26 protein-coding genes, 1 tRNA gene and 1 pseudogene are annotated in these 25,562 nt (G+C 45.6%); 11 read left to right on the top strand and 17 right to left on the bottom strand.

Going from position 1 to position 25,562, the window contains the following annotated elements; all coding sequences use genetic code 11:
• Window positions 1–76 precede the first annotated feature (76 nt).
• Both AB2J24_RS07030 and AB2J24_RS07025 read right to left on the bottom strand, forming a co-directional pair.
• Window positions 77–880 (bottom strand): ion transporter, encoded by an 804-nt coding sequence (locus AB2J24_RS07030; protein ID WP_367384952.1) that lies wholly within the window; start codon window positions 878–880, stop codon window positions 77–79.
• Window positions 881–967: 87 nt separating this feature from the next.
• Window positions 968–1,609, bottom strand: a complete 642-nt coding sequence (locus AB2J24_RS07025) for a glutathione S-transferase family protein (protein ID WP_367384951.1) — start codon at window positions 1,607–1,609, stop codon at window positions 968–970.
• A 210-nt stretch (window positions 1,610–1,819) separates the two neighbouring features.
• On the opposite strand from AB2J24_RS07025, the gene AB2J24_RS07020 reads away from it, so the two are divergent.
• Entirely contained in the window at window positions 1,820–2,575 is a 756-nt protein-coding gene (locus AB2J24_RS07020; protein ID WP_367384950.1) for a tellurite resistance TerB family protein, read from the top strand.
• A 30-nt stretch (window positions 2,576–2,605) separates the two neighbouring features.
• Here the strand turns inward: AB2J24_RS07020 and AB2J24_RS07015 are convergent, their stop codons facing one another.
• Complete coding sequence (locus AB2J24_RS07015; protein ID WP_162651618.1) at window positions 2,606–3,460, bottom strand: DMT family transporter; 855 nt, start codon at window positions 3,458–3,460, stop codon at window positions 2,606–2,608.
• 119 nt (window positions 3,461–3,579) lie between these two features.
• Here AB2J24_RS07015 and AB2J24_RS07010 point away from each other — a divergent pair, with 119 nt between their 5' ends.
• The 3 genes from AB2J24_RS07010 (at window position 3,580) to msrQ (ending at window position 6,647) form a co-directional block, all read left to right on the top strand.
• The gene (locus AB2J24_RS07010; protein ID WP_367384949.1) at window positions 3,580–4,989 is read left to right on the top strand and encodes a PLP-dependent aminotransferase family protein; all 1,410 of its coding nucleotides are present in this window, start codon (window positions 3,580–3,582) and stop codon (window positions 4,987–4,989) included.
• 80 nt (window positions 4,990–5,069) lie between these two features.
• Window positions 5,070–6,029 carry a protein-methionine-sulfoxide reductase catalytic subunit MsrP gene (msrP, locus tag AB2J24_RS07005; RefSeq protein WP_367384948.1) on the top strand — a complete coding sequence of 320 codons (960 nt, stop codon included), beginning with the start codon at window positions 5,070–5,072 and terminating at the stop codon, window positions 6,027–6,029.
• A gap of 6 nt (window positions 6,030–6,035) precedes the next feature.
• Window positions 6,036–6,647: a protein-methionine-sulfoxide reductase heme-binding subunit MsrQ gene (msrQ, locus tag AB2J24_RS07000; RefSeq protein ID WP_162651615.1), complete on the top strand. Its 612-nt coding sequence runs from the start codon at window positions 6,036–6,038 to the stop codon at window positions 6,645–6,647.
• 130 nt (window positions 6,648–6,777) lie between these two features.
• Here msrQ and AB2J24_RS06995 read toward each other — a convergent pair whose 3' ends face one another.
• From AB2J24_RS06995 to purC, 5 genes are all read right to left on the bottom strand, one after another.
• Window positions 6,778–6,987, bottom strand: coding sequence for a cold-shock protein (locus AB2J24_RS06995; protein WP_162651614.1), 210 nt, complete (start codon window positions 6,985–6,987; stop codon window positions 6,778–6,780).
• 249 nt (window positions 6,988–7,236) lie between these two features.
• Window positions 7,237–9,444, bottom strand: a complete 2,208-nt coding sequence (gene purL / locus AB2J24_RS06990; RefSeq protein ID WP_367384947.1) for a phosphoribosylformylglycinamidine synthase subunit PurL — start codon at window positions 9,442–9,444, stop codon at window positions 7,237–7,239.
• Between the two features lie 19 nt (window positions 9,445–9,463).
• The gene (purQ, locus tag AB2J24_RS06985; RefSeq protein WP_367384946.1) at window positions 9,464–10,153 is read right to left on the bottom strand and encodes a phosphoribosylformylglycinamidine synthase subunit PurQ; all 690 of its coding nucleotides are present in this window, start codon (window positions 10,151–10,153) and stop codon (window positions 9,464–9,466) included.
• A gap of 104 nt (window positions 10,154–10,257) precedes the next feature.
• Complete coding sequence (purS, locus tag AB2J24_RS06980; RefSeq protein ID WP_162651611.1) at window positions 10,258–10,500, bottom strand: phosphoribosylformylglycinamidine synthase subunit PurS; 243 nt, start codon at window positions 10,498–10,500, stop codon at window positions 10,258–10,260.
• A 16-nt stretch (window positions 10,501–10,516) separates the two neighbouring features.
• Entirely contained in the window at window positions 10,517–11,296 is a 780-nt protein-coding gene (gene purC, locus AB2J24_RS06975; RefSeq protein WP_162651610.1) for a phosphoribosylaminoimidazolesuccinocarboxamide synthase, read from the bottom strand.
• A gap of 252 nt (window positions 11,297–11,548) precedes the next feature.
• Here purC and AB2J24_RS06970 point away from each other — a divergent pair, with 252 nt between their 5' ends.
• From AB2J24_RS06970 to AB2J24_RS06960, 3 genes are all read left to right on the top strand, one after another.
• Window positions 11,549–11,860: a DUF1476 domain-containing protein gene (locus AB2J24_RS06970; RefSeq protein ID WP_162651609.1), complete on the top strand. Its 312-nt coding sequence runs from the start codon at window positions 11,549–11,551 to the stop codon at window positions 11,858–11,860.
• Between the two features lie 99 nt (window positions 11,861–11,959).
• Window positions 11,960–12,571, top strand: a complete 612-nt coding sequence (locus tag AB2J24_RS06965) for a LysE family translocator (RefSeq protein ID WP_367384945.1) — start codon at window positions 11,960–11,962, stop codon at window positions 12,569–12,571.
• Window positions 12,572–12,663: 92 nt separating this feature from the next.
• On the top strand, window positions 12,664–13,041 hold the full coding sequence (locus tag AB2J24_RS06960; protein ID WP_162651607.1) for a hypothetical protein: 378 nt from the start codon (window positions 12,664–12,666) through the stop codon (window positions 13,039–13,041).
• 44 nt (window positions 13,042–13,085) lie between these two features.
• Here AB2J24_RS06960 and AB2J24_RS06955 read toward each other — a convergent pair whose 3' ends face one another.
• Both AB2J24_RS06955 and AB2J24_RS06950 read right to left on the bottom strand, forming a co-directional pair.
• A complete protein-coding gene (locus tag AB2J24_RS06955) occupies window positions 13,086–13,418 on the bottom strand; it encodes a hypothetical protein (RefSeq protein ID WP_162651606.1) in 333 nt (110 codons plus the stop codon).
• A gap of 132 nt (window positions 13,419–13,550) precedes the next feature.
• Window positions 13,551–14,099, bottom strand: coding sequence for an RBBP9/YdeN family alpha/beta hydrolase (locus tag AB2J24_RS06950; RefSeq protein WP_162651605.1), 549 nt, complete (start codon window positions 14,097–14,099; stop codon window positions 13,551–13,553).
• Between the two features lie 45 nt (window positions 14,100–14,144).
• Between AB2J24_RS06950 and AB2J24_RS06945 the strand changes: the two genes are divergently transcribed.
• Window positions 14,145–14,384 (top strand): excalibur calcium-binding domain-containing protein, encoded by a 240-nt coding sequence (locus AB2J24_RS06945; RefSeq protein WP_367384944.1) that lies wholly within the window; start codon window positions 14,145–14,147, stop codon window positions 14,382–14,384.
• A gap of 3 nt (window positions 14,385–14,387) precedes the next feature.
• Here the strand turns inward: AB2J24_RS06945 and purB are convergent, their stop codons facing one another.
• Complete coding sequence (gene purB, locus AB2J24_RS06940; protein ID WP_367384943.1) at window positions 14,388–15,695, bottom strand: adenylosuccinate lyase; 1,308 nt, start codon at window positions 15,693–15,695, stop codon at window positions 14,388–14,390.
• A 427-nt stretch (window positions 15,696–16,122) separates the two neighbouring features.
• On the opposite strand from purB, the pseudogene AB2J24_RS06935 reads away from it, so the two are divergent.
• Window positions 16,123–18,240 (top strand): annotated as a pseudogene (locus AB2J24_RS06935) (methyl-accepting chemotaxis protein); the annotation flags it as partial.
• Window positions 18,241–18,314: 74 nt separating this feature from the next.
• On the opposite strand, the gene AB2J24_RS06930 reads toward AB2J24_RS06935, so the two are convergent.
• From AB2J24_RS06930 to AB2J24_RS06910, 5 genes are all read right to left on the bottom strand, one after another.
• Window positions 18,315–18,473 (bottom strand): pentapeptide repeat-containing protein, encoded by a 159-nt coding sequence (locus AB2J24_RS06930; RefSeq protein WP_367385168.1) that lies wholly within the window; start codon window positions 18,471–18,473, stop codon window positions 18,315–18,317.
• A 203-nt stretch (window positions 18,474–18,676) separates the two neighbouring features.
• The gene (locus AB2J24_RS06925; protein ID WP_162651601.1) at window positions 18,677–19,102 is read right to left on the bottom strand and encodes a hypothetical protein; all 426 of its coding nucleotides are present in this window, start codon (window positions 19,100–19,102) and stop codon (window positions 18,677–18,679) included.
• 38 nt (window positions 19,103–19,140) lie between these two features.
• Window positions 19,141–20,151, bottom strand: coding sequence for a P1 family peptidase (locus AB2J24_RS06920; protein ID WP_367384942.1), 1,011 nt, complete (start codon window positions 20,149–20,151; stop codon window positions 19,141–19,143).
• Window positions 20,151–21,248, bottom strand: a complete 1,098-nt coding sequence (locus AB2J24_RS06915) for an ABC transporter substrate-binding protein (RefSeq protein ID WP_367384941.1) — start codon at window positions 21,246–21,248, stop codon at window positions 20,151–20,153. Before AB2J24_RS06915 ends, AB2J24_RS06920 begins: the two co-directional genes overlap by 1 nt.
• Before the next feature lie 221 nt (window positions 21,249–21,469).
• Window positions 21,470–23,530, bottom strand: coding sequence for a calcium-binding protein (locus tag AB2J24_RS06910; RefSeq protein ID WP_367384940.1), 2,061 nt, complete (start codon window positions 23,528–23,530; stop codon window positions 21,470–21,472).
• 241 nt (window positions 23,531–23,771) lie between these two features.
• On the opposite strand from AB2J24_RS06910, the gene AB2J24_RS06905 reads away from it, so the two are divergent.
• A complete protein-coding gene (locus AB2J24_RS06905; protein WP_367384939.1) occupies window positions 23,772–24,275 on the top strand; it encodes a DUF2867 domain-containing protein in 504 nt (167 codons plus the stop codon).
• A gap of 16 nt (window positions 24,276–24,291) precedes the next feature.
• Here AB2J24_RS06905 and AB2J24_RS06900 read toward each other — a convergent pair whose 3' ends face one another.
• Window positions 24,292–25,050: an NAD kinase gene (locus AB2J24_RS06900; protein ID WP_420883631.1), complete on the bottom strand. Its 759-nt coding sequence runs from the start codon at window positions 25,048–25,050 to the stop codon at window positions 24,292–24,294.
• 153 nt (window positions 25,051–25,203) lie between these two features.
• Here AB2J24_RS06900 and AB2J24_RS06895 point away from each other — a divergent pair.
• A tRNA-Thr gene (locus AB2J24_RS06895) sits at window positions 25,204–25,279 on the top strand.
• Window positions 25,280–25,562 lie beyond the last annotated feature (283 nt).

The following is a 25,562-nucleotide window of genomic DNA, read 5'->3' as shown; positions in this document are numbered from 1 at the left end:
TTGCATCCACTATTCATCAGAACTTTGAATTCCCAGTTCATTGGCATCCTTGCTCTGACGCTGCTCATGTCGTGACTTAACCCGTTTTCAGCTCTTTCACCTCAGCACGTAGGGCGCGGAGTTCGGATAGAATGAGTTCATTGTCGCTAATCAGGTTCTCGCGTTCCTCGCGGGCTTCCTGCTCATGTTCGTGCTGCATGGCATCGACGATGACACCGATAAAGAGGTTAAGTACGGTGAAGGCCGTCATGATGATGAATGGTACAAACAGCAACCACGCATAGGGAAATTGCTCCATCACGGGGCGCACAACGCCCATTGACCAGCTCTCCAATGTCATAATCTGGAAAAGCGTGTAGGAGCTTTCACCGATGGAGCCGAACCACTCTGGAAATGCATCTTTGAACAGTTTGGTCGAGATCACGGCAAACACATAGAATATGATGCTGAGCAGCAGCACGATCGATCCCATGCCGGGAAGGGCGGACAAAAGACCGGTGACCACTCGCCGCATGGATCGCACTTGGCTGATAAGACGCAGAACCCGCAAGATGCGGAACGCACGCATGGCAGAGAGCGCACCCGTTGCCGGAATAAGTGAAATCGTGACAATTGTAAGATCAAAAATGCGCCATGGATTTCGCCAAAACCCTTTGAAATCAGCAATCAGACGCAAAACGACTTCGACAACAAAAATGCCGAGAATAATCTTGTCGAGTATCAGCAAAATGGGACCGAGCATGGATGCCATAATCGCATCACTTGTTTCCATGCCCAAAATAATGGCGTTGATCACAATAAGTGTTAAAATAGTGCGACCAAATATTGGATGTTCGGTAAAATTTTGTAGTGGAGTTCTGGCGTTGGTTACGTCGATCATCTGCTTTGATTCAATAGGTTAGAGAGTGAACCCTCCAGATAAGTCGCAATCATGTTTAAATCAAGTTATTGAATCGTATTGCATCATCTAAGTTACGCGTAAATCGTCAAATGAAACCATCACATGCTCCGCATAAGCTGGTCGTTCGCTCAAACACTTGTAATATGCGGCCAAGGCCGGAAGATCAGCTCGTTCAACATCGATATTGTAGTAACGATAGAGCAGGTTCCCCAGCTGAATGTCAGCAACGGTAAAATCATCACCTGCAAGATAGTCATGTCGTTTCAGCTGTTCTTCGGCAATTCTAAGCTGGTTTTCAAAATTTGTGACAGCCTGTTTGATTGCATCCGGATCACGATCTTTTTCTGGCGTTCGTACAGCTGCCCAGAAGACCGGTTGTGAGAAATTCAATGTTACATTAATGCGCGCCCATTCTGCCCAGCGGTCAATATGCGCCCGCTTTGCGTGATCTGAGGGCCAAATTTTCTCATTTCCATAGGCATTTCCAAGATAGCGAACAATGGCAGCGGATTCCCACAAAGGTTGGTTATCACCATCTTGAAAAGTGGGAACGGTGCCATTTGGGTTCATCGCCAGATATTCGGGCGTGTCATTGCCACCAAATTTGTGGCCAATATCATATTGCTCGCATTCTAAACCTAGTTCGGCAATGCACCATAAAACCACTTGAACATTAGACGAATTTCGTCTGCCCCAAACTTTTAGCATACCAATTTACTCCCGCTATGATTCTTAAATCATATCATCCCAAACAGTTGGAAACCAATATTTCAAGTGTAAAGGCATATAGGCGAACTTGAGTGTAAAATCGAGTGTAACCTTACGAAAGTTTAATGAAAATCGCCGTTCCAACATCTTGGATTTTAGCGTCTATATACCCAGATCAGGCATATATAAATTTAATATGGAGAGAACGTAATGAGCCTCAATCAGCTTTTTAATCAATTTTTGGGTGGCGGACAAAATGAAAAAAGCACAGACCGGAAAAACATCACTGATACATTAGGCGATCTGGGGAACAAAATACCTGGTGGTGCTTTGGGTGGCTTGGCTGCGGGCGGACTACTTGGTGTTCTTGTCGGTAATAAGAAAATGCGCAAAACTGTTGGCAAAATGGCCGGTGGTGCGGTGGGGCTGGGTGGCGCTGCTGTGTTAGGTGCTGTCGCCTTTAATGCGTATAAAAACTGGAAATCAGGAGATGCGCCCCAATCAGTTAGCCCCACGGGTGGCGATGCCTCCACAAAAATTATCCCTCCAAGCAATCCGCCGTCCATTGAGCAAGCAAGCTTTGACCCGGTGCAAAATGTTGGTGCGGATGGCCAGCCTTTTCAAATAGCACTTATCAAAGCAATGATTGCAGCATCTAACGCCGATGGTCATATTGATAAGGATGAGCAAGCAAATATTTTTGAGGCTGTTAATCGGTTGGAACTGGAGCCAGCGGATAAAGTGTTGGTATTCGATACATTGCAAAATCCGCCGAGCGTCTCGCAAATTGCTGCAATGTCAAACGGGCTAGAACAAGCAAGTGAAGTCTATCTTGCCTCTCGCTTGGCAATCGATCCTGATAATGCTGAGGAGCACAAATATTTGACGGACTTAACCATGATGCTTCAATTGCCTGATGATCTGGTCATCCATTTGGAAGATCAAATGAGACAGAAAATGAAATAGGTATTTTGTTCAAGCGTAATTGTCGGAGCATTATGTAAAGCGTTTGGCGCCGACAACACAGCTGACAACGAGTATTGTTACACCAATCATCGATAGGGCCACGGTTTCGCCCAAAATAAACCCTGCCAATGCCAGCGCAAAAAATGGTTGTAGAAGCTGCAATTGACTTACGCCAGCAATGCCGCCAATGGCTAAGCCACGATACCAGAAAACAAATCCTATCAACATTGAAAACACGGATACATACGCCAAACCGAGCCAAACAGGCGTGTTAATGCCATTAAAAGTGGTTGGCAGATTTGCTAAGGCTAAGATAACCATAAAGGGAGATGCCAAAAGGAGCGCCCACGATATCACCTGCCATCCGCCAAGACGGCGCGATAGGGCAGCCCCTTCTGCATAGCCTAAACCGCAGACGATTATTGCAGCTACCATATATAGGTTTCCTTCAACTGAGCCATTTGCACCTTGGGTCCATGCGAAGCCTGCAACCAGAGCGCTGCCCGCAACGGAAAAGAGCCAGAATATTGCCTTTGGCCGCTCGCCGCCGCGAACAACAGCAAAAAGTGCCGTTGCAAAGGGAAGTAATCCGATGAAAACAGTTGAATGTGCAGAGGTAACGGACTGAAGCGCAAGCGCTGTAAGAAGGGGAAAGCCTATTACAACGCCAATTGCGACAATGGTTAGAGATACAATATCCTTGCGTTGTGGAATTGGCTGCTTGAGCACCAGTAAAAGACCGGCGGCAAGTAGCGCAGCAATAACTGCTCTTGCTGAGGTTAGGAATAATGGTTCGAAACCACCAACAGCAACGCGTGTTGCAGGCAGTGAGCCGCTAAAAATAATCATCCCGAGAAAACCGCTTCCCCATCCCGCTAATTTCATATGCCGCTCCTCCAATAACAGTGAGAACATAAATGGTTTGGACTAGGCAAAACAGATACAAAGCAGTACAATAATTGAAAATTGTACTGTTAAACTGTGTAATACACATTTGGGACCTAATGAATATACAAACGCACACATCAACGCGCACGCTCACAAGAGCAGCTAAGGTTTGTGAGATAATTCGCAGCCAGATAGCCAGCAGATCTCTGGGTGTCGGAGAACGGCTTCCCTCGATTAGAAACCTTGCCCAAACATTAAAAGTATCACCGTCAACGGTCGTCGATGCGTATGATCAGTTGGTCGCAGACGGTGTGATATATGCTCGCCGTGGGGCTGGCTTTTATGTTGCTGATCTGGTGCAGCCTTTTGATATTACCGAGGTGAGCCCACAGGTTGATCGAGCAATTGATCCATTTTGGGTTTCTCGCCAGTCACTGGGGTCTGATAGGCACGCCTTGAAGCCAGGTTGCGGCTGGTTGCCTGCTGATTGGATGCCGAACAGCTCCATACGTAAGGCCATGCGAAAACTCTCGCGTGCAGATGACAAGATATTGAGCAATTATGGCCAAACTCACGGATCACAAAACATAAGACGTTGGCTGTCTCGGCAATTTTCAGACGAGGGTCTATCTGTCGATCCCGAGAAAATATTGCTCACCCCATCTGGAACGCAAGCGATTGATCTTATTTGTAGATTTTTGCTGAGAGCAGGGGATACCGTTTTGGTTGATGATCCGTGCTATTTCAATTTTCAAGCTCTACTGCGTGCCCATCAGGTCAATATCATCGCTGTTCCGCTTACAAAAAATGGACCAGACCTGCCTGCCTTCGAACAAGCTTTGATCGCGCACAAACCTCGTCTTTATCTAACCAATTCAGCATTACAAAACCCAACGGGTCTGACCCTGTCGCCAAAAACTGCGCATAAGATTCTCAGTCTTGCCGATGCTCACGATCTTATCATTGTCGAGGATGATATTTTTGCGAGCCTTGAGCCGGAGCCTTCAACGCGAATGGCAAGCTTGGATGGTTTGGAACGCGTCATTCGGATTGGCAGCTTTTCAAAAACGCTTTCAGCCTCATTGCGCTGTGGATATATTGTAGCCCGTCCCGACTGGGTGGACGGTTTAATCGATCTGCAAATAGCGATAAATTTTGGTGGTTCAAGTCCCGTTGCCAGCGAGTTAATATATGCAACATTAAGTGACGGCAGCTACCGAAAACATCTGGATGGTCTACGCACCCGCCTTGATAAAAAACGACATGAAATTGCGGATAAGCTTAGCGCGATTGGCATCGAGCCGTGGCTAATGCCAAGGGGTGGCTTCTACCTCTGGTGTCAGTTGCCAGAGGGCGTGGATTCGGCAAAATTGGCACGATTTGCAATGGGGCAGAACATCGTGCTGGCACCGGGAAATGTATTCAGCACGTCCCAATCCATGGCCAGTTTTATGCGTTTTAATGTAAGCCAGATGGAATCATCCAAGATATTCAAAGTTTTGCGGGAGGGAATAAGCTCACTATAATTTGATAGCAGGTGCAACCATCGTGTATTGAACTAAAAAAGTAAGAGACGTATCAATAGTGAAAATCAAGGATATCTATGATGAAACGCTATATTTTTCCGCAACCCGCACCATCTGAAATTACGTCAAAATCAAACTTTCTCAATCGTCGCGAATTTATGAAAATGGCAGGTGCTGCGTCTATAGCAACGGCGGGCGGCAGTTTATTGTCACCATCTGTTCAAGCGCAAGATACTCTTAAGTTTAGTAAAGGCAGTCCTTTTTCAATTTCCGACGAGCCTAACCCGCTGGAAGATATCAAATCCTACAATAATTTCTATGAATTCGGAACTGGTAAAGATGATCCGGCCAAAAACGCCGGTGCGCTGACAACACGGCCTTGGAGCATTAAGATTGATGGTTTGACTAACAAGCCATCTGAGCTTGATATTGAAGATCTCATGACCAAATTTGATTTGGAGGAGCGTATCTATCGTCTTCGCTGTGTTGAAGCTTGGTCAATGGTTATCCCGTGGGTAGGTATTCCGCTTGCTGATGTGATTAAGGCATATGAGCCGCAGGGCAGTGCAAAATATGTTTCATTCGAAACACTCGTTCGCCCTGAGGAAATGAATGGCCAAAACTCACTCTTTGGCGGGTTGGATTGGCCATATGTTGAAGGTTTGCGTATGGATGAGGCCATGCATCCGCTCACTATACTGGCTGTTGGGGTTTATGGCGACTTAATGCCAAATCAAAATGGTGCGCCGGTGCGCTTGGTTGTGCCGTGGAAATATGGCTTTAAAAGCATCAAATCCATCGTTCGTATGTCGTTTACCGAAGAGCAGCCGCCAACAACTTGGAATATTCAAGGGCCGAGCGAATACGGGTTCTATTCCAACGTGAACCCAAATGTTGATCATCCGCGCTGGAGCCAAAAGTCCGAACGCATTATCGGTTCGGGATTGTTCGCCAAAAAACGTGATACGGAGATGTTCAACGGATATGAAGAGCAAGTCGCGTCTTTATATACGGGTATGGATCTGGCCAAGAATTTCTAATCTATTATGGCGCAGCATAAAATCTGGACAAAAATGCCGAGTTGGCTCCTTTACCCATTGGGCTTTGCGCCTGGTATATGGTTGTTTTATCAAGCGGTGAACAATCAGCTTGGTGCGGACCCTCTTAAGGCGCTTGAAAATGGCTTGGGTGAATGGGCACTAAAGTTTCTGATCTTGGGTCTTTGTATCACCCCGTTAATGCGCTTTTTCAAACTCAATCTGATTAAATATCGTCGCACCATCGGGCTTGTCGCCTTTGGCTATGTTGTTGCACACTTTACGACCTATCTGTTGCTTGATCAGCAGTTGCGCTGGGGTGAGATTGTAACCGACATCATTAAACGGCCCTACATCACGATTGGTATCGCTTCATTTCTATTATTGTTTGTTTTGGCTGTGACATCTAACGGATTTTCAATCCGGCGGTTAGGGGCCGCAGGGTGGAAAAAGCTGCACCTTATTGTATATCCGGCGGTTATTTTGGCAGCATTGCATTATGTCATGATTAAAAAGACATGGGCGGCAGAGCCACTTGCCTATCTGGCAATCGCAATTGCATTGATTTCGCTTAGAAAATTTTATCACTTGGCAAAACGCGGAAAGCGAACCGCTGCTTAAGTGCTGTAGCAATGCGCTTAGGTTCGATTTCAAACTATTCATCAAAAACACAACCCTAAACGAAAAACGGCGATGCAAAAGCATCGCCGTTTAAAATACCTACATGATGCTCTAAAGCACCAACTGCAGACTACAATAGAGAGATGTTGTCTACTGCAGTTTTGCCACTGCGTTGATCAACTGCAGTGTCAAAAGAAACTTTTTGACCGTCTGTTAGACCGCTAATGCCAGCACGTTCTAGAGCTGTTGCATGAACGAAAACGTCTTGCTGACCATCTTCAGGTTGAATGAAGCCAAAACCTTTTTGACTGTTGTAGAATTTTACTGTTCCTGTGTTCATGGTATTTACCTTTCACCAATGAATTGCACTTTGGGATGATTTGAAGAATTCAGATCATATTCCCGGTGGTCGAATTATTAGAAATGCCTGAAAAGTGCGCGTCATATTCATGGGCGAAAAGTCAAGTAGTCCGTCAGAAGTCGATGACAGTCTGATATGCTGAAAATATGTCAAAAGCAAGACAAATTATCTTTCAAATTGAAAAAAGGAATACCAAACTTGTTCAAATTTATGTCTAATTTATTGAAATTACGACATATATTCAGGAAACCAGGTTTCATGCGCTTTTTTCATTTCTGATACGCTAAGTGACAAGACGTTCTTGATAATAAGCTCATCACCTGAGACTGTACCAAGGTTTCGAACTGGAACGCCCATCTCACAAGCATTATTTATCAAAAATTGCGCGAGTTCTTGTGAAACCGTGATCACATAACGGGCTTGGTCTTCGCCAAATAATATTCCGTGTGTTGGCGTTTCAATATTGGAGATGTCGATATCCATCCCATAATCACCAGCCATACACATTTCGGCCAATGCAAGCGCAAGTCCGCCCTGTGAAATATCGTGGCATGATGTGACTTGTTCATTATTGATGGCAGAACGAACAAAATCGCCGTTGCGCTTTTCTTCAGCCAGATCAACCGATGGTGGGGGACCAGCTGTTTCGCCCAAGATATCGCGCATATAGGCTGACTGACCCAAATGTGTGCCATCAGCACCCAGTAAAATCACCGCATCGCCGTCATTTGCGCCGGCAATCTTTGCCATCTGTTGCCAGTCCGCCAAAAGTCCAACGCCGGCAATGGTTGGTGTTGGCAAGATTGCCTCCCCAAAAGTCTCATTATAAAGCGAAACATTGCCAGATACGATCGGGAAATTGAGTGCGCGGCATGCATCGCCAATACCCTCAATAGCTTTGACAAATTGCCCCATAATTTCAGGTCGTTCGGGATTGCCAAAGTTCAGATTATCCGTTGATGCAAGCGGCTCGGCACCCGTGGCGGTGATATTGCGCCAGCATTCGGCCACAGCTTGCTTACCGCCTTCATAGGCATCCGCTTCGCAATAATGTGGTGTAACGTCAGATGAGAAGGCAAGCGCCTTGTCTTCATGACCGTCCACACGCACAACACCAGCGTCTCCGCCCGGAATTTGCACCGAATTGCCTTGAATAAGTGTGTCATATTGCTCCCAAACCCAACGGCGTGAAGACTGGTTCGGCGAGCCAATCATAGACATTAATGCCATGCCATAATCATCCGGCTGGGCAACTTGGTCCGCTTCCAGCGGTGAGTAAAGGCCCGGTTCACGCCATGGGCGATCATATTCAGGTGCTTCATCGCCAAGGTCTTTAATCGGAAGGTCTGCAACTTCTTCATCTTGGTGGAAAACGCGAAAACGAAGGTCATCAGTTGTCTTACCAACGATGGCAAAATCCAGACCCCATTTAACGAAAATCGCCTTTGCAACATCTTCTTTAGATGGATCAAGCACCATGAGCATGCGCTCCTGGCTTTCTGACAGCATCATTTCATAGGCAGACATCTGTTCTTCGCGAACAGGGACCTGATCAAGATAAAGTTCAACACCAAGGTCGCCTTGCGCACCCATTTCAACGGCAGAACAAGTTAGACCCGCAGCACCCATATCCTGAATGGCAATCACGGCACCAGTTTGCATAAGTTCAAGACAGGCTTCGAGTAGGCATTTTTCAGTGAAAGGATCGCCGACTTGCACAGTAGGGCGTTTTTCCTCAATCGTTTCGTCAAATTCCGCAGACGCCATCGTTGCGCCGCCAACACCATCACGACCTGTTTTTGCACCGAGATAGACAACTGGAAGGCCCACACCCTCTGCTTTGCAAAGGAAAATCGCATCTGTTTTTGCAATACCCGCAGCAAATGCGTTTACAAGGCAATTGCCATTGTAACGCGCGTCAAATTCGACTTCGCCTCCAACTGTTGGCACGCCGAATGAGTTGCCGTATCCACCAACACCAGACACAACACCAGAAACAATGTGCTTAGTACGTTCATGATCAGGCTCACCAAACCTGAGGGCATTCATGGCAGCAATCGGACGGGCACCCATGGTAAATACATCACGCAAAATACCACCAACGCCCGTGGCCGCGCCTTGATAAGGTTCGATGTAAGACGGATGATTATGACTTTCCATTTTAAAAATCACACATTCGCCATCACCAATATCGACGACACCAGCATTTTCACCCGGACCGTGGATCACACGATCGCCCGTTGTGGGAAGCGTACGAAGCCATTTTTTGGATGATTTATAGGAGCAGTGCTCGTTCCACATGGCAGAGAAAATACCAAGCTCGGTATAAGTGGGCTCACGGCCAATAAGCTCGAGAATGCGCTCATATTCATCTGGCGCTAGGCCATGAGAGGCGATCAATTCTTCGGTAATAGGGTGTGTATTATTTACGGTCATGGAAGTGTCGAGGTCCAGTTTAAGCAGATATGAGGTTTAGCGCGCTTTCAAACAGGGCGCGGCCATCCTCACTGCCGTCTTTTATATTGATATGAGCTTTTTCTACCAGATTTTCAGGATGCGGCATCATGCCAAGTACATTGCGATCCTGGTTTAATATGCCTGCAATATCGTCAATTGATCCATTCGGGTTTGTGCCATCGGCATAGCGAAACGCGATGCGATCATCACCTTGTAGTGTTTTTAATGTTGCACTATCTGCGAAGTAGTTGCCATCATGGTGCGCCACAGGGCAGTCAATTATCTGGCCTTTATCATAGCCTGATGTGAACACGCTGTTGGTGGTTGAAACTTCAAGTTTTACCGTTTTGCAAACGAATTTTAGCGAGGCGTTGCGCATTAATGCGCCGGGCAGGAGGCCAGTTTCAACAAGGATTTGGAAGCCGTTGCAAACGCCGATTACGCGTTTGCCTTTTTTGGCTTGCGCAATCACTGCATTCATAACGGGCATACGCGCCGCGATAGCACCGGAGCGCAGATAATCACCATAGGAAAACCCGCCGGGAATGACGATCAGATCAATATCATCATCAATCGATGTTTCTGTTTGCCATACAGTTTGCGGTGCATTGCCTGAAATCTTTGTCAGAGCTGCGATCATATCGCGATCACGATTTAATCCGGGAAGCTGGAGAACTGCTGTTTTCATCAAAAATTCCTGAAATTTAGAAACTAATTTAACAAGTAAAACAAATGGCTGATTGAACCAGTCGTTCAATAGAAAAAGGGCCGAAAAACAGCCCTTTTGATGTGTTATTTGAACTCGATTGCGTAATCTTCAATCACTGTATTGGCAAGAAGCTTTTCACACATCGCTTCAATTTCGGAATTGGCTTTCGTCTTGTCATCGCCCTCAAGTTCAAGGTCAAAAACTTTACCTTGGCGAACACTGTCCAGACCCTCAAATCCAAGGGCAGAACATGCGCCTTCTATGGCTTTTCCCTGTGGGTCCAAAACGCCGTTTTTAAGTGTAACGGTTACTCGTGCTTTGATCATGTGTCTCTATTCCCGATCAATCATCATTGTCTGATTTAACAAGCACCGGACCCGTCGGGCGAGGTGCTTCGTTTTCATTCAAAATTCCAAGGCGCTTTGCAACTTCCTGATAAGCTTCAACAAGACCACCAAGATCTCTGCGGAAAACATCTTTATCCAATTTTTCGTCTGTTGCAGCATCCCACAAGCGGCAAGAATCAGGTGAGATTTCATCAGCTAGGACAATGCGCATTTGACCATCTTCTACGAGACGACCGAACTCGATCTTAAAATCAATCAACCGGATGCCAACGCCTGCGAAAAGGCCAGATAGGAAGTCATTGATACGAATAGACATCGCCATGATATCATCGATCTCTTGCGGACTTGCCCAGCCAAGAGCTGTGATGTGCTCTTCAGAAACCAGCGGATCATCAAGCGAGTCTTCTTTATAGCAAAATTCGATGATTGAACGTGGCAGAACAGTACCTTCTTCAAGACCAAGTCGCTTTGACATGGTGCCAGCCGCTACGTTGCGCACAATCACTTCCAACGGAACAATCTCAACCTGTTTGATCAATTGCTCACGCATGTTCATGCGCTTGATAAAGTGTGTTGGAATGCCAATACGGTTCAAGTGATTGAAAATATATTCAGAAATACGATTGTTCAACACACCTTTACCATCAATAATATCATGCTTTTTCTTATTAAAAGCAGTGGCATCATCTTTGAAAAACTGGATGAGTGTTCCAGGTTCAGGACCTTCATATAATATTTTGGCCTTGCCTTCGTAAATACGACGTCTATTTTTCATGGATATCTCTATAGGTGCGCCAGAACCAGCTGGCAAAATGGTGTGGTATTTCAGGGTTTGTTTAATCGCTGTCTAACGGATAACATATATATATACAACGTTTTGCCCTTGCTTTTTCGTCTTTAGCCACAATTGATGTGAATTGATGTAAAAATCTTTGTGTAAGTCTTCCAATTGTCGTGCAATAAGCCCACATATAGGGCAACAGAATTGAAGAATGCCGAATAAGTTGTAAGCGCGAAGGAGCATTGCATGAGTACTTTTGATGATCGTAAAAATGCATTTGAGAATAAATTTGCACATGATCAGGACACTAAATTTAAAATTGAAGCACGCCGTAACAAATTGCTGGGCCACTGGGCAGCAGAGCTTATGGGTAAAGATGGCGATGCCTATGCAAAGGAAGTGATCGCGTCTGATTTTGAAGAAGCTGGCGATGAAGATGTTTTTCGTAAAATCCGAGCTGATATCGATGCCTCCAGCGCCGAAGTTAGCGATGAAGATATTCGCGATAAAATGATCTGGCTTTTGGATGTTGCCGCTGAGCAGATCACAAACGATTAGGTTAAAATCAAAATTCAGAACCCACCGTATGTATTAAATTGCATGCGGTGGTTTTTTTGTATCTAGTAGCAGGTAACAAAATAGACAGGGTGCAGCTTAATGAGCTTTGAATTTCTAATTACATCATTGGTTGTTGTTTTATTGCCAGGGACTGGTGTCCTTTATACAATGACCATAGGCTTAGCACGTGGATTTCGTGCCAGCGTCGCCGCGGCGTTTGGCTGCACGTTGGGCATATTGCCTGCCGCAATTGCCAGCATCATCGGTCTCGCTGCAATTTTCCACACCAGCGCGGTTGCATTTCAAGTGATCAAATATTTGGGCGCTGCATATTTGCTCTATATGGCGTGGAGTATTTTGCGCGAGGGAGGGGCGATGGATATAAATTCCGATGAGAAGCAACGTTCACATTTCAAAACAGCTATGCACGGTGCCATGATTAACGCACTGAACCCAAAGCTCTCGTTATTTTTCTTGGCATTTTTACCTCAATTTATTGATGCAGGAAGTGCAACAGCCACTGAAGCTATGATGCAACTTGCTCTGGTCTTTATGCTTATGACATTTGCCGTCTTTGTACTTTATGGCGCGTTTTCAGCCTATATGCGAGATTTTGTTATTTCCAAACCACGTGTCATGAAGTGGTTGAAAGCATCTTTTGCAGCAACATTTGGCTATTTGAGTGTAAAACTTGCTCTTTCGGAGCGCTAGTAATTAAAAAACCATGCGTTTATGTCACATTGCATAAATATGATTGTTGGCCCAACTATGCCTAACGATTTGTAGATAATTAGGTGTAAGCGATGAAGTTGTCTTATTCTCTGGTAAGTATTCTTGCCGCAGGGCTGTGTTTCATTCTTTTTCTAAGTTTATTACTTGTTCCAGATTTTATTTACTGGGTGTTTGGCATTATCGGAAATGATAATGCCGATCTTATGTCTAGGCGCGCTGGCATGCTGTTTTTAGGCCTTGCGTTTATAACCTTTCAATCTCGCAATACCGCTGCTTCGAACCTACGGAAAACACTTTGTCTTGGCTTGGCCATTATGATGGCTGGCTTAGCAATGATGGGCATATTTGAGTATATTCGTGGCGCTGTCGGGTTGGGTATTTGGTTGGCAATCTTGACTGAAATAGCGTTTTCTTTCGGATATTTTATGCTCTCGAAATCTGATCACTAGTTGGGTTTGAGCGACAGATAAAAGTAATCATAGTACGGTTCAAGCTATCGTAAGCGCCGCGCCACCATGCCGATATGTGATGTATCGCTAGATTTTTCACGCGTGACGACAACATAATCGGTCTGTTTATAAGAACTACCCGCACGGCTCTTGGTATCTTCCAACAGATAGAAATCAGATGAATGTGAGATGGGCTTACTTTGGCGGTAAACGGTCGCATTCATATGCGCATCTTCGGCTTGCGCAAATGGACGCGTGGCTTGAGGCAAAGTATCTGTGGTGCCAAAGCCACGTGCATTTGACCGGAAAAGGGGCGGTTGTCGCTTTGGCGCAGTTGCACCCAAAATCTCCACGAAACTTCTACGTTCTTTACGCATACATATTACACTTTACACATACTCAATATTGACTTGGAACGTATCGGGTAAAAGTAAAAAAAGAGCTATGATATGGTTATCAAAGCGTTACTGCATGCGTTTTTTGAAATGAATTTGCGTGCGATTAACTCGTTAAAGACCTTGCATAAACTTCGCAAAGGTTAGAGAGCCTTCCGGCCAAGGCCCGTGACCTGCTGCATCATCAATATGTCCGCGCTCACCGGCATCAATAAACATAGAGCCCCATGCGCCTGCAATATCCTCTGCCGCTTCAAAGCTTGAAAAACTATCGTTCCGGCTTGCTATTACGATGGAAGGAAAGGGTAGCGGATCACGCGGGTATGGTCCAAATGTCATCAGGTGTTTAGGTCGTATCTTCGGGTTTGCCACGTCGGGCGGGGCTACGAGTAGGGCACCAACAACCTGCTTTTCAAATTGTGGTATGGCTTGGATAGCAACCGCTACACCTAAAGAGTGAGCAACAATGACGACGGGGCGGGTGGATTTATTAACCTCTTCGGCCATACGAGCCGTCCAGTCTTCAACAACGGGCTTTGACCATTCATCCTGTTCTACGCGCCGCGCAGTTTTAATGCGTTCTTCCCACCGACTTTGCCAATGGTCGGGGCCAGAGTTTTTATACCCCGGTACAATTAAGATATCTGCCTCAGCTGCTTTCATTAAATATACTCTTGCGCGAATTTAAAAATTTATTACACTTTGAAGATGAATAAAGTAATCGTCACCGTTATTGTTCTTCTATCCTCATCACTAGGATTTGCGCAAGAGTATTCCTGCGGACAACGAAAAACATGTGGCAGAATGCAAAGTTGCACAGAGGCCTATTTTCATCTCAAACAATGTGGCGATGTTGCACGCGATAGAGATAGAGACGGCATTCCGTGCGAAAAACTTTGCGGGAAGACGCTCCAGAGAATGAAGCGACTTCTAGACGCAGGGCTCTAACTTTTAGCTTTCGCCGAATACACGAGTGAAGATCGTATCAACATGCTTGGTATGATAACCAAGGTCAAATTTCTCGCGAATTGTTTCTTCATCAAGTGCAGCTGTTACTTCTTCATCGGCCAGCAACTCTGTGAGGAAGTCTTTTCCTTCTTCCCAAACCTTCATCGCGTTGCGTTGAACAAGGCGATAAGAATCTTCGCGAGATTGACCGGCCTGTGTCAAAGCCAAAAGAACGCGCTGCGAATGCACAAGACCGCGGAATTTGTTCATGTTAGCCATCATATTGTCAGGGTAGACAAGTAGTTTTTCCATAACACCAGCAAGGCGGTTTAGCGCAAAATCGAGCGTAACGGTGGCATCAGGGCCAATCATGCGCTCGACAGACGAGTGGGAAATATCGCGCTCATGCCATAGGGCAACATTTTCCATCGCGGGCAGGGCGTAGGAACGAACCATACGTGCAAGACCCGTCAGGTTTTCGGTCAAAACCGGGTTGCGTTTATGCGGCATCGCTGACGAGCCTTTTTGACCCGGTGAGAAAAACTCTTCTGCTTCCAGAACTTCAGTGCGTTGCAAATGGCGAATTTCGGTCGAAAGGCGTTCAATAGATGACGCGATCACACCCAGTGTCGCAAAATACATGGCATGACGATCACGCGGGATAACTTGTGTTGAGACCGGTTCAGAGGCAAGTCCCAGAGACTTGGCGACATGTTCTTCAACACTTGGGTCAATATTTGCAAATGTCCCAACTGCACCGGAAATTGCACAAGTGGCGATATCTTCACGCGCAGCTTCAAGGCGTTTCTTGTTGCGCTCAAATTCAGCATAGGCTTGAGCAAGCTTGACGCCAAATGTAGTAGGCTCAGCATGAATACCATGACTACGGCCAATGGTGATTGTGTCTTTATGTTCAAACGCTCGTTTTTTCAGCGCTGCAAGCAAGCGATCCATATCAGCAAGAAGAAGATCTGTCGCTTTGACAAGCTGAACATTGAAGCACGTATCCAAAACATCAGATGATGTCATGCCTTGGTGCACGAAGCGCGCATCATCACCCACAATTTCTGCCAGATGCGTTAGAAACGCAATCACATCATGTTTGGTGACCGCTTCAATTTCATCAATACGCGCGACATCGAATTCAACTTCACCAGCTTTTGCCCAAATGGTCTCTGCTGCGGATTTCGGGATGACACCCAAGTCCGCAAGCGCATCACATGCATGAGCCTCAATTTCAAACCAAATGCGGAATTTACTTTGTGGCGACCAGATATCAGTCATTTCCTTGCGGGAATAGCGCTCGATCATACGATGTTTCTCATGTTTGGAACTTTAATATGTAAATATATCGCCTCGTTTAGCTGCTCAGACTGCGCAAATCAATCACTCGCACCTCCAAAATCCGCCTTTCTACATTTTTATTGAAGAAAGATAATCTAAATTACATTTTATTTTGTTATGCTCTGGAAAGGCCATATTTTGGAATTTGCTTATGTTATTCAAGACGATAATTCATGCTGATTATTAACTTTGTAGAGAAAGTGTGTTTGGGAAGCAATTGTGGGTTGTTTAATCGTGAGCGCAAGCCGTGAGAGAGAACTTGTAATTAACGCTTTGTTTTTTAATTAATGAGACTTTTATCAATGGGATCTCTTCACCGTGATTAGCATGATGCGCACCTAAGAACGTTATTGTTCATGATTTCATATAAAAATGTCGTTGGGGAGAACACGTCATGAAAATCTCGCGCAAGTTACCCATTGCTGCTGCAATCTTAACTATCGTAACCGTTGGCGCCGCTAGCATGGCTGGCCTGGTTGTTAGTTCAAATATAATACAAGAAAAATCGTCTGAAACGCTCCAGGCTGTTGCTGATGGTCGGCGGAATCAGGTTGAGACCTATTTAAAATCCATAGAAAATGATCTCATTAATACCGCGCAAGATGAGAAAGCTTCAGCTTCTATCGGTGCACTAAGTTTTGGCTGGAATTTCCTTCCTGGAGATAACAAGGTGGCAGAACTTCAAAAGCGTTATATAAAGGACAACCCGAATCCAACCGGAGAAAAACACAAGCTCGATACGGCCGGAATCGATGGTTATGATGCTTCACACAAACAAACACATCCATATTATCGTGAGTTGCTTGAGAAGAGGGGATATTACGATATTTTTCTCATCAATAATGAAGGTGACGTAATTTATTCAGTTTTTAAAGAAGCTGATTTTGCGACCAACCTGAACACTGGTGAATGGAAAGATTCAGGTCTGGCAAATGTTTATAAGAAAGTAATTGAAAACAATTCTGCTACAGATATTGTTGCTGATGATTACAATCCTTATGCCCCATCCTATGGTGCTTCAGCAGCCTTTATCGGTAAGTCAATCGTAAAAGGTGATCAATTGGTGGGTGTCTTGGTATTTCAAATGCCAAATGACATTATTGGTCAGATTATGCGCAATGTGACCGGTTTGGGCGAGACGGGCGAAACGCTTCTGTTAAAATCAGATGGTACATTGATTTCTGACTCTCAGAAGACAGAAGAGAACGAATCCCTGAAAGTTAAACTTCCACTTTCAAAACGAGTTTTGGAAGAAAGTTTTGCTAATCAACCGGTAGGTCAAATTCCGGAGTTCCGAGGTGAAGTCTACCAAGTTTCTGCAGCCAGAGTTGATTTTTTGCAGCAGAACTGGATTGTTGCCGCTCTTATTCAAGAAGATGAAATGTTACAGGGCATTACAGATCTACGTAATCTTATCGCTGTTATGGCACTTGTCCTATTGGGCGCAGCGCTTGTGGCCGCGTTTATGTTCTCCCGCTCAATTACTAAACCTATTGCAAACGTGATTGACAATATGAAGGAGCTTGTGAGCGGGAATACAAGCATCGAACTAGACGGCGCTAATCGCAATGACGAAATTGGTGAGATGTTTGAAGCTGTATCGGTTTTTCGTGATGCTGCCATTGAAAAGGAACGTTTAGAGGAAGAGGGCGAAGAAAATCGCGCTATGACTGAACAGCAGCGCAAGCAAAGCGAGGAAGCTAAAGCGCAAGATGCTGCGAAGATCCAACAAGCTGTTGAAGCGTTGGCAGGTGGTCTGACACGCCTTTCAGAAGGTGATCTGACCGTAACGCTTAATACCCCATTTGATGGTGATCTTGATCGCTTGCGGACTGATTTTAATGCCTCTGTTGGCAAATTGAGTGCAACGCTTGGTCAAATTAGCAATGTGACAACTGGCCTTCGTGATAATTCTACCGAGATCAGTAAAGCGACAAATGATCTATCTCAGCGTACGGAAACACAAGCCGCATCATTGGAAGAAACATCTGCTGCTCTTGATGAGATCACAGCGACCGTTAAAGAGACATCAGAACGTGCAAACGAGGCTGCAACCAAAGCCAAGGATGCACGCGGCGATACTGAAAAATCCAGTGCTGTTGTCTCTGATGCCGTTACGGCAATGGAAGGCATTGAAAAAGCATCTGGTGATATTTCAAATATCATCAATGTGATTGATGAAATTGCTTTCCAGACAAACTTACTTGCATTGAATGCGGGTGTAGAGGCTGCCCGTGCGGGTGAGGCGGGTAAAGGCTTTGCAGTTGTTGCTCAGGAAGTGCGCGAACTTGCTCAGCGTTCGGCCAATGCTGCTAAAGAGATCAAAGAGCTTATTACCAAATCTGGTGATGAAGTGGCAAATGGTGTGCAGCTGGTTCAACAAACGGGCGAAGCACTTGCCAAGATTTCTGAACATGTCACTGAGATTGACGCACAGATTGAAACCATTTCACAAGGTGCAGCAGAGCAGCTTTCGGGCATTCAGGAAGTTAACAGTGCTGTGAATTCCATGGATCAGGTTACACAGCAAAATGCGGCGATGGTTGAGGAAAATACGGCGGTTACGCAGGAGATGGCTGGAGATGTTCAAAATCTGGCTGGCCTTGTCGGAACCTTTACATTGGGCGAAAAGTCTGGATCATTTGCCACAACGAAATCTGCTGTTTCTGGTTCGGTGACACAAAGTGCTGCGCCTGTAAAATCAGCCCCTGTAAAATCAGCTCCTGCGAGATCAACCCCTGCCAATAGTTCAGCCCCACAGGCAGCCTCTGCATCCCATGCGCCAAAACAATCACCAGCAAAATCAATGGTGAGCAAAGTGGCCGCAGCGTTTTCTGCAAAAACCGCTCCCGCAGATGATGCAGACGACTGGGATGAGTTCTAGGCCTCAGCTAATCTCATAATTGAAAACAATATCATCGGCGCCACAATCAAATGTGGCGCCTTTTTTATGGGTTCTGCAAGTGAATGGGCTTTGCTTTGAGGTATGATGTGATCGTGAGAAAAATCAAACCTAACGGGAGGTAAAGTAACAGGCCGAGAACAGCAAACTGATAAAGTGCCCCAATATTTGTGAAGAAGAATTGCCAAACCCATGTGCGACTTAAGATTGGAGCGTGCCATTGGCTATAAAAAGACCAATAGCTGAGGCAATAAAAAAGCGCATTGCAGCCAATTGTCATGATGATGAGGAACAAGAAGTAACCTGCAAAACGGGTTTCAAATCTCGTTGTATTTACAAATAGTCTGACCGCCAGCATTGCCAGCATATAACCGACAATGCTTGTCGTGAAAAACATCAAGAGAATTATGGTCAAGTGGCTCGTCAGTAAATCATTCGAGAACCAAAGTGAGACTGTAGCAGACATTGCCATAGCAATGCCCCATAAGATGCTTTGTAGGAGTAAGGCGATCACTTAAATTCGATCCAACTTGGTAGAATATCATCGGGTTTTGCATCGGCTGCATATACACCTCGTGCTACGGCGCGTGCCATTGTACTTGTTGCTGCGGCACACAGATCGATAAATTCATCTGGATTTGGTTTCCTGCCAGATGTTCCTGTTGCAAGGGTGAAAACAAGATCTCCATCATAAATATTATGACTTGGCCAAATAGCACGTGCAAAACCATCATGGGCAGAAATTGCTAGTCGTTTTGCCTGTGCTTTTGTTAAGATCGCGTCGGTGGCAATAACAGCAATTGTTGTGTTGGCGCCACCGCGTTGCGTTTCTCGAAACTTTATTTGCAAGTCAGTTGCATTGTCCGGTATTGGTTGAGGATAGCCCAATCCACCAAATTCATTGTCGATCTCAAATGGAGCGGCCCAAAAATGTCTCGTATCTCCAATTGTCACTGCACCCATAGGATTGACCGCTGATAGTGCGCCTATTGTTAGTCCGCTTTCTGTGACAGATGAGGTGGAGCCAAGGCCACCGCGCATGTTTGCTGTGAGTGCTCCTAACCCTGCACCGACGGACCCAATATCAAAATCGATATATGCATTTTCTGCTGCTTTAAAACCAAGTTCGCGATAGGGTGGGTATGTGCCCCAGTCTTTATCGCCACCATTTATCAGGTCAAAAAGAATTGCGCTCGGCACGATGGGGATTTTATGCTCGCCGACCTCAAAGCCAATGGATTTTTCACGCAAATAAGCTTGTACACCACTAGCCGCATCTAAACCAAAAGCCGACCCGCCGGATAATGTGATCGCATGAACGGTTTCCACGGTGTTATGTGGTTCTAAAAGGTCCGTTTCACGAGTGCCAGGCGCGCCACCTAATACCTGCACGGCTGCAACGGCTGGTTCATCACATAAGATGACGGTTGTACCAGATTTCAACTTGTTATCGCCAGCATTGCCAACACGCAGTCCACCGACATCGGTAATGAGGTTTTTTACACCTGCTTTAAATGTCATTAATTGCTAACCTCTTCGACAAAACGCCCGTCCTGCCATATCATAGCATTGAAAACGCTTTCCTGGCGTTCGCCAAATTGATTGAAGGTCACGGGTCCAATGATTGTTTTAAATTCGGTGGATTTGAGGCTTTCAGATAGATCATCATCGTTTACCTGTGCAAGCTGGTTCATAATTTCTGCGGTGGCATAACCAAGGATGGGGAAGCGGTCTGGAAAAATACCAGCTGAATCGAACGCTGCGCGCGCGGCAATGGCATTGTCGCCAGACATTTTGATGTCTGGCAATATAGCAATTGTACCATTTGGTAATTTAAGACCTTCATCGGCAGCACGCAAAGCATCTCCGCCTGCAAACGTAAATTCAAGGCCTATGGATGCAGCATCACGAGCCATGATGGACGTATCAAGACGTGAGCCACCAACAAAGACGTGTGTGATTTTGGATTGGCCCAAACGTCGGACAAGGCCAAATTGCTTTTCTTGACCTGGGCGAAAATTATCCAGCACAATGGGCTGAAAGCCGCCATCATCGAGTTGCAAGCGAATAGCATCTGCGAGTTCACGATTGCTAATCGTGCCATCCTCAATCAGCGCGACAGATTTATCACCCCAATTATCGATAATGTAGCGGGATGCAAATTTGGCTTGATCACTCGCGCGCGGTGCAAGGCTAAATAGTGGTAAATCAAGGCGAGCAGCTTCATCACGTACAATGTCAGAGCGAATATTGATATTGATCACGGGGACATTAATTTGTTGTAAAACGGGTAGGGCGGCGGATAGGCTTTCAACACAAAAGAACCCAACAACAATGTCAACTCGCGCCTCCTCCAGTGAATAGGCAATATCTGCGCCTGCTTCCGGCTCACAAATCTCGGCTTCTTCGACGAATTCAAATGTCGGCGGATTATCAATGAACTGTTGCTCATGTATATAAAACCCAGCACGTAACTGAGTGCCCAGAAGTGACAGGGTACCATCATCAGGTGCAACAATGCCAACGCGTAGCAGCTTTTGCTCCTGAGCCATACTGGGCAGGCTAAAGCAAATAACAGCCAGAATCACCTGAAAAATATAGGCCACATTTTTATTCATAGGCCTTTTATATAAGTGTTTTAAATGAAATGCATCTGCAAATTATGGCAAATTGCAGATGCACGTTATTTAAATCAGGATGATTGCAATTCACCCTTGCCGTTCACCGTGTTTATCGCTGTTTCGTTTGCGATGAATATAAGTTTGCAAGTACTGATAGCGTTTACATGCAAATGGCAAAAGCGCCCATTAGAGCAGGGCATTTTTATTGTGGTTGCCAATCAGACAAAGACATCTGGCTCGGGCATATCTCTAAGATTAAAATCTTCCTCGTCAATCAAGCTCGCATCCACATTCTCTAGGAATAACTGAGTGTTATCATACGTGATCAGCGTTGAATTACCGTCTGTTGTGGATGCAATCGTAACTTTGCTTGAAAAGTTATCTTTGTTCACACCCAATCCAAATGAGATCCTGTCCGTTCCGTTCTCAAAATCTTGCCAGAAGATTTGCCCGTCTTCCGGCCCGATAGTTAGTGTATCGATACCAGCGCCACCATTGATGACATCAATGCCAGAACCGGCAGTAAATGTGTCATTCCCATCTTCACCGAACAGCACATCATTTCCTGTGCCGCCAGCCAGTGAATCATTACCAGCGCCTGCAAATATCGTGTCGTTTTCAGTGTTTCCGAAGAGACTGTCATCACCTTCTCCACCAAAGATATTATCATCACCGCTATTGCCATAGATCGTATCATTGCCTAGCCCGCCGAAGACCGTGTCGGCACCGGTCTCACCGAAGATGTTGTCGTTGCCGTCTCCGCCATCAATAGTATCAACGCCAAAGCCTCCGAAAATGGTATCATTTCCTTCTTGGCCCAGGATACTATCATCACCATCGTCGCCACGAATTTCATCATCGCCAAGGCCGCCCAGCAAGATGTCATTTCCTTCGCCGCCGCTAATAACGTCGTTCTCGGTGCCGCCATCAATGAAGTCGTTGCCGGTACCGCCAAGTATTACATCAGCACCAGTTTCACCGAAGAGGCTATCATCATCTGCGCCACCTTCAATATAATCAGCACCTAGGCCACCAAATGCCACATCATTTCCTTCGCCGCCAAAGATACCGTCTACACCACTTGTCCCATCAGCATCGCCAACAAGGAAGTCATTGCCAAGGCCACCAAACAAAGCATCATCGCCCGCACCGCCAAATAACGTGTCATCGCCAAATTCGCCAAATAACTGGTCGTTACCATCACCAGCATCCAAGCTATCATTGCCATCCCCACCGATGAGGACATCATTGCCTGCAAGCCCGATAATCGCGTCATCACCACCAAGGCCTACAAAGATGTTATCTGTTGCATCGCCTGTGAGCGCGTCAGGATCATCGGTGCCAAACACTGGGCCCGTTGGGGTGGGTGGTGGTGTATCGATCAAATCAAGTTGATTTGCAGTCACACCTTCAACGATAATTCGTGTGCCAATTTCTCCACTAGCTAGTCCATTTATGTCCAGTTTTTGTGCACGAATTTCGGCTGAACCATCTACGTCTATTACTTGCCATTTCCAGCTATCATTGGGGGAGAGTGGAGGTAAAGTGATGCTGTCGTTATTGATATCAAAGTCTTTAATGAATTGCACCGCGACGTTGTCTATTTCTGTTATAGCTCTTGGCGATGCATTTACAGGATCGAAATTGATAATGATGGAATCCTTACCTTCACCTGTAGTGACATTGACTACTTTCTGTCTGGGAAGGTTAGTTGCCAATTCTATTGTGTCTGATCCCGCGCCGCTGTCTATATTTATACTTCCAAACTCTATTTCCCTATAGTTTGGTATGCTGTCCAGTTTAATGTAGTCATCGCCACCAGAGGCGCTTACGGAACTGCTGCTGCTTGGCAGACCACTGCCAACTGTACCACTTTTCCCATCTAGAATGATTTCGACTTCATCATTCCCTTGAAATACTGCGGTGCCAAAGGTTCCGCTGAGTACCTCGGAAGCATCAATAGAAATGTCAGTAATCTCGTAGCTGCGATTTGTGGAGGTTCCCGCACCGATATCATAATCTGAGCCACTGATGGTGAAAATCGTGCCGCCAATCGGACGGTTTTGTGCATCAAATATCAAATTCTCTCCAGTACCCTCAATTCGGGTCCCCCCGCGCGGAGCGCTTACCACGTAAGAGAAAGACTCTGGAGATACGGCAATGGTCAAACTTGCACTGCCCTTATAAGGTGAGGTTCCCAAAGGCCCTCCTTCCAGCCCACTTAATGCGTTTAGATCGGTTGCATTTAAATTTTTGCTGTTGAGTTTAAGTTTTGCCATTACTAACAATTCCTCGGACAATATTGCACAATACAATTGAAGACTGCGCTTAACTAACTCGCGATCTTCCATGGTTAAAATTTTCTAAACTATTAGACGAAATTATACGGGCTACAAGCAAGTACTAAATCAATGGTTAATAGTATGATTTTATTAAATTTTTATCGATTTAGTCCATGCGGCAATTGGCCGAGTTAACATTTGAGGAATATGGCTTAGATATGAAATATAGGAGAAATTTATGCCCAAGCCGCGCGTGTCTTATGTCCAGTTACCTGCTTCAAGCCGTTTGAATGAGTATGTTGGCGAGGGGGATTTTATTGATTGTGTATTTGCGCCTTCTGTTGGTGCTCATATGTCCGCAGAGCAGTTAGCAAAACAAGCTTTCGGGCAAATGCCATCATGGATTACGCGGCTTATGCAGTTGCGCAATGCAATCGTCGGCCTCTTTGGTCTCAAAACAGGTGATGTTGGCGTGTCGCCGGATCAAATGCCAGACAGTTTGAAAATTGACGATAAGATCGGTGTATTCCGAGTTTGCTATATTTCAGAAGATGAAGTCATTCTGGGAGATAATGATAAACACCTGGATTTCAGAACATCGATTTTGAAATCCGACAATGGCTGTATTTTATCGACTTGGGTGCGGACACATAATGTTTTCGGCAAAGCTTACCTTGCGATCATTATGCCTTTTCACAGGCTTATTACGCAGCATACCGCCAAGCGACTTATGGTCGAATAATGCGTGGATTCAAACCTTAGTACGAAAATTGCTCGGCTAAAATTCGATCATTCCAGGAATGGCTGGAATCGGTAAGAATTTGCACCGTGTGATCAACTGATTGGCAAACTTTCACTTGCGTGACCGATTTAACTTCCAGATGATCGGCAACAGCATTTACCGGACGTTTGTATGGTTCCAAAATCTCAAGTGTCACTTCAGCACTATCCGGCAAAAGTGCACCGCGCCAGCGGCGAGGGCGGAATGCACTTACAGGGGTCAGCGCAAGTAGTTTGGCATCGAGCGGCAGGATGGGGCCATGCGCTGATAGATTATAGGCCGTTGAGCCCGCAGGTGTTGCAACCATCAAACCATCGCAGATGAGGCTTTCCAGCCTCGTTTTGCCATCCACATCGACTTTAATCTTTGCAGCTTGGTAAGATTGACGAAAAAGCGATACTTCATTGATAGCACGTGCAGTAAACGAATCGCCATTAGCATTGGTGGCTTGCATGATAAGTGGACGAATCGTGTTGGCCACGGCCGCCTCAATTCTGTCGGGTAGGCTTTTGTCATCGTAATCATTCATCAAAAAGCCAATGGTTCCACGATTCATACCATAGACAAGGCGTCCGGTATTTATTTGGTCATGCAGCGTTTGCAGCATAAAACCGTCGCCACCAAGCGCAACAATAACATCTGCATCCTCAACAGTTGCATTACCATATAGCGCAGAAAGATGTTTGATTGCCTCCTGCGCGTGATTTGCCGATGAAGCAAGAAATGCTATTTTCAATGAATACTCCTGATCTCCAACGGAGAATCTTAAGATTTAGAAGCACCAAAATTGCGCGATATAGCTCGCTGGTCAAGTTTTTCGACAGTTGTTTGAAAAAAAATTGAAATTTTACTTTACATGCGCGATCAATATGCTAATTCCCACATCGTTGCCCCTATAGCTCAGTTGGTAGAGCAACTGATTTGTAATCAGTAGGTCCGCGGTTCGAGTCCGTGTGGGGGCACCAGCTAAAAATTCTTCCCCTTATTTCTCAGTATGTTGCAATGATTTTGTGTCCCGCTTTCTGGTAGGGCGCGAAGAAGTGGGACACATTTCATCTTTATTCTTTATAGGTGTGTGTTTGATCGGAGCGAAGCTACCATGCTGCCGGTGTTTAAAATTTACTTCATTTTGCTACTATGCCTATTTCTGGCGGCAATGTTTTTTCCACCTCTTTCAATATGAAATTCCTATCGAATTGCTACTCAACCATAAGGGGAGGCGACGTAGCGACACGGAACTTAGTGCTA

The organism is Lentilitoribacter sp. EG35 (assembly GCF_040784015.1).
Classification (GTDB): domain Bacteria; phylum Pseudomonadota; class Alphaproteobacteria; order Rhizobiales; family Rhizobiaceae; genus Lentilitoribacter.
Note: the sequence above shows the minus strand (reverse complement) of the source record. Positions and strands in the feature narration are given on the sequence as shown.

Bases quoted from the DNA above. Each gene is read 5' to 3' on its own strand.
- AB2J24_RS07030 (WP_367384952.1), bottom strand. From the start codon at position 880: ATGATCGACGTAACCAACGCCAGAACTCCACTACAAAATTTTACCGAA.
- AB2J24_RS07025 (WP_367384951.1), bottom strand. From the start codon at position 1,609: ATGCTAAAAGTTTGGGGCAGACGAAATTCGTCTAATGTTCAAGTGGTT.
- AB2J24_RS07020 (WP_367384950.1), top strand. From the start codon at position 1,820: ATGAGCCTCAATCAGCTTTTTAATCAATTTTTGGGTGGCGGACAAAAT.
- AB2J24_RS07015 (WP_162651618.1), bottom strand. From the start codon at position 3,460: ATGAAATTAGCGGGATGGGGAAGCGGTTTTCTCGGGATGATTATTTTT.
- AB2J24_RS07010 (WP_367384949.1), top strand. From the start codon at position 3,580: ATGAATATACAAACGCACACATCAACGCGCACGCTCACAAGAGCAGCT.
- msrP (WP_367384948.1), top strand. From the start codon at position 5,070: ATGAAACGCTATATTTTTCCGCAACCCGCACCATCTGAAATTACGTCA.
- msrQ (WP_162651615.1), top strand. From the start codon at position 6,036: ATGGCGCAGCATAAAATCTGGACAAAAATGCCGAGTTGGCTCCTTTAC.
- AB2J24_RS06995 (WP_162651614.1), bottom strand. From the start codon at position 6,987: ATGAACACAGGAACAGTAAAATTCTACAACAGTCAAAAAGGTTTTGGC.
- purL (WP_367384947.1), bottom strand. From the start codon at position 9,444: ATGACCGTAAATAATACACACCCTATTACCGAAGAATTGATCGCCTCT.
- purQ (WP_367384946.1), bottom strand. From the start codon at position 10,153: ATGAAAACAGCAGTTCTCCAGCTTCCCGGATTAAATCGTGATCGCGAT.
- purS (WP_162651611.1), bottom strand. From the start codon at position 10,500: ATGATCAAAGCACGAGTAACCGTTACACTTAAAAACGGCGTTTTGGAC.
- purC (WP_162651610.1), bottom strand. From the start codon at position 11,296: ATGAAAAATAGACGTCGTATTTACGAAGGCAAGGCCAAAATATTATAT.
- AB2J24_RS06970 (WP_162651609.1), top strand. From the start codon at position 11,549: ATGAGTACTTTTGATGATCGTAAAAATGCATTTGAGAATAAATTTGCA.
- AB2J24_RS06965 (WP_367384945.1), top strand. From the start codon at position 11,960: ATGAGCTTTGAATTTCTAATTACATCATTGGTTGTTGTTTTATTGCCA.
- AB2J24_RS06960 (WP_162651607.1), top strand. From the start codon at position 12,664: ATGAAGTTGTCTTATTCTCTGGTAAGTATTCTTGCCGCAGGGCTGTGT.
- AB2J24_RS06955 (WP_162651606.1), bottom strand. From the start codon at position 13,418: ATGCGTAAAGAACGTAGAAGTTTCGTGGAGATTTTGGGTGCAACTGCG.
- AB2J24_RS06950 (WP_162651605.1), bottom strand. From the start codon at position 14,099: ATGAAAGCAGCTGAGGCAGATATCTTAATTGTACCGGGGTATAAAAAC.
- AB2J24_RS06945 (WP_367384944.1), top strand. From the start codon at position 14,145: ATGAATAAAGTAATCGTCACCGTTATTGTTCTTCTATCCTCATCACTA.
- purB (WP_367384943.1), bottom strand. From the start codon at position 15,695: ATGATCGAGCGCTATTCCCGCAAGGAAATGACTGATATCTGGTCGCCA.
- AB2J24_RS06925 (WP_162651601.1), bottom strand. From the start codon at position 19,102: ATGGCAATGTCTGCTACAGTCTCACTTTGGTTCTCGAATGATTTACTG.
- AB2J24_RS06920 (WP_367384942.1), bottom strand. From the start codon at position 20,151: ATGACATTTAAAGCAGGTGTAAAAAACCTCATTACCGATGTCGGTGGA.
- AB2J24_RS06915 (WP_367384941.1), bottom strand. From the start codon at position 21,248: ATGAATAAAAATGTGGCCTATATTTTTCAGGTGATTCTGGCTGTTATT.
- AB2J24_RS06910 (WP_367384940.1), bottom strand. From the start codon at position 23,530: ATGGCAAAACTTAAACTCAACAGCAAAAATTTAAATGCAACCGATCTA.
- AB2J24_RS06905 (WP_367384939.1), top strand. From the start codon at position 23,772: ATGCCCAAGCCGCGCGTGTCTTATGTCCAGTTACCTGCTTCAAGCCGT.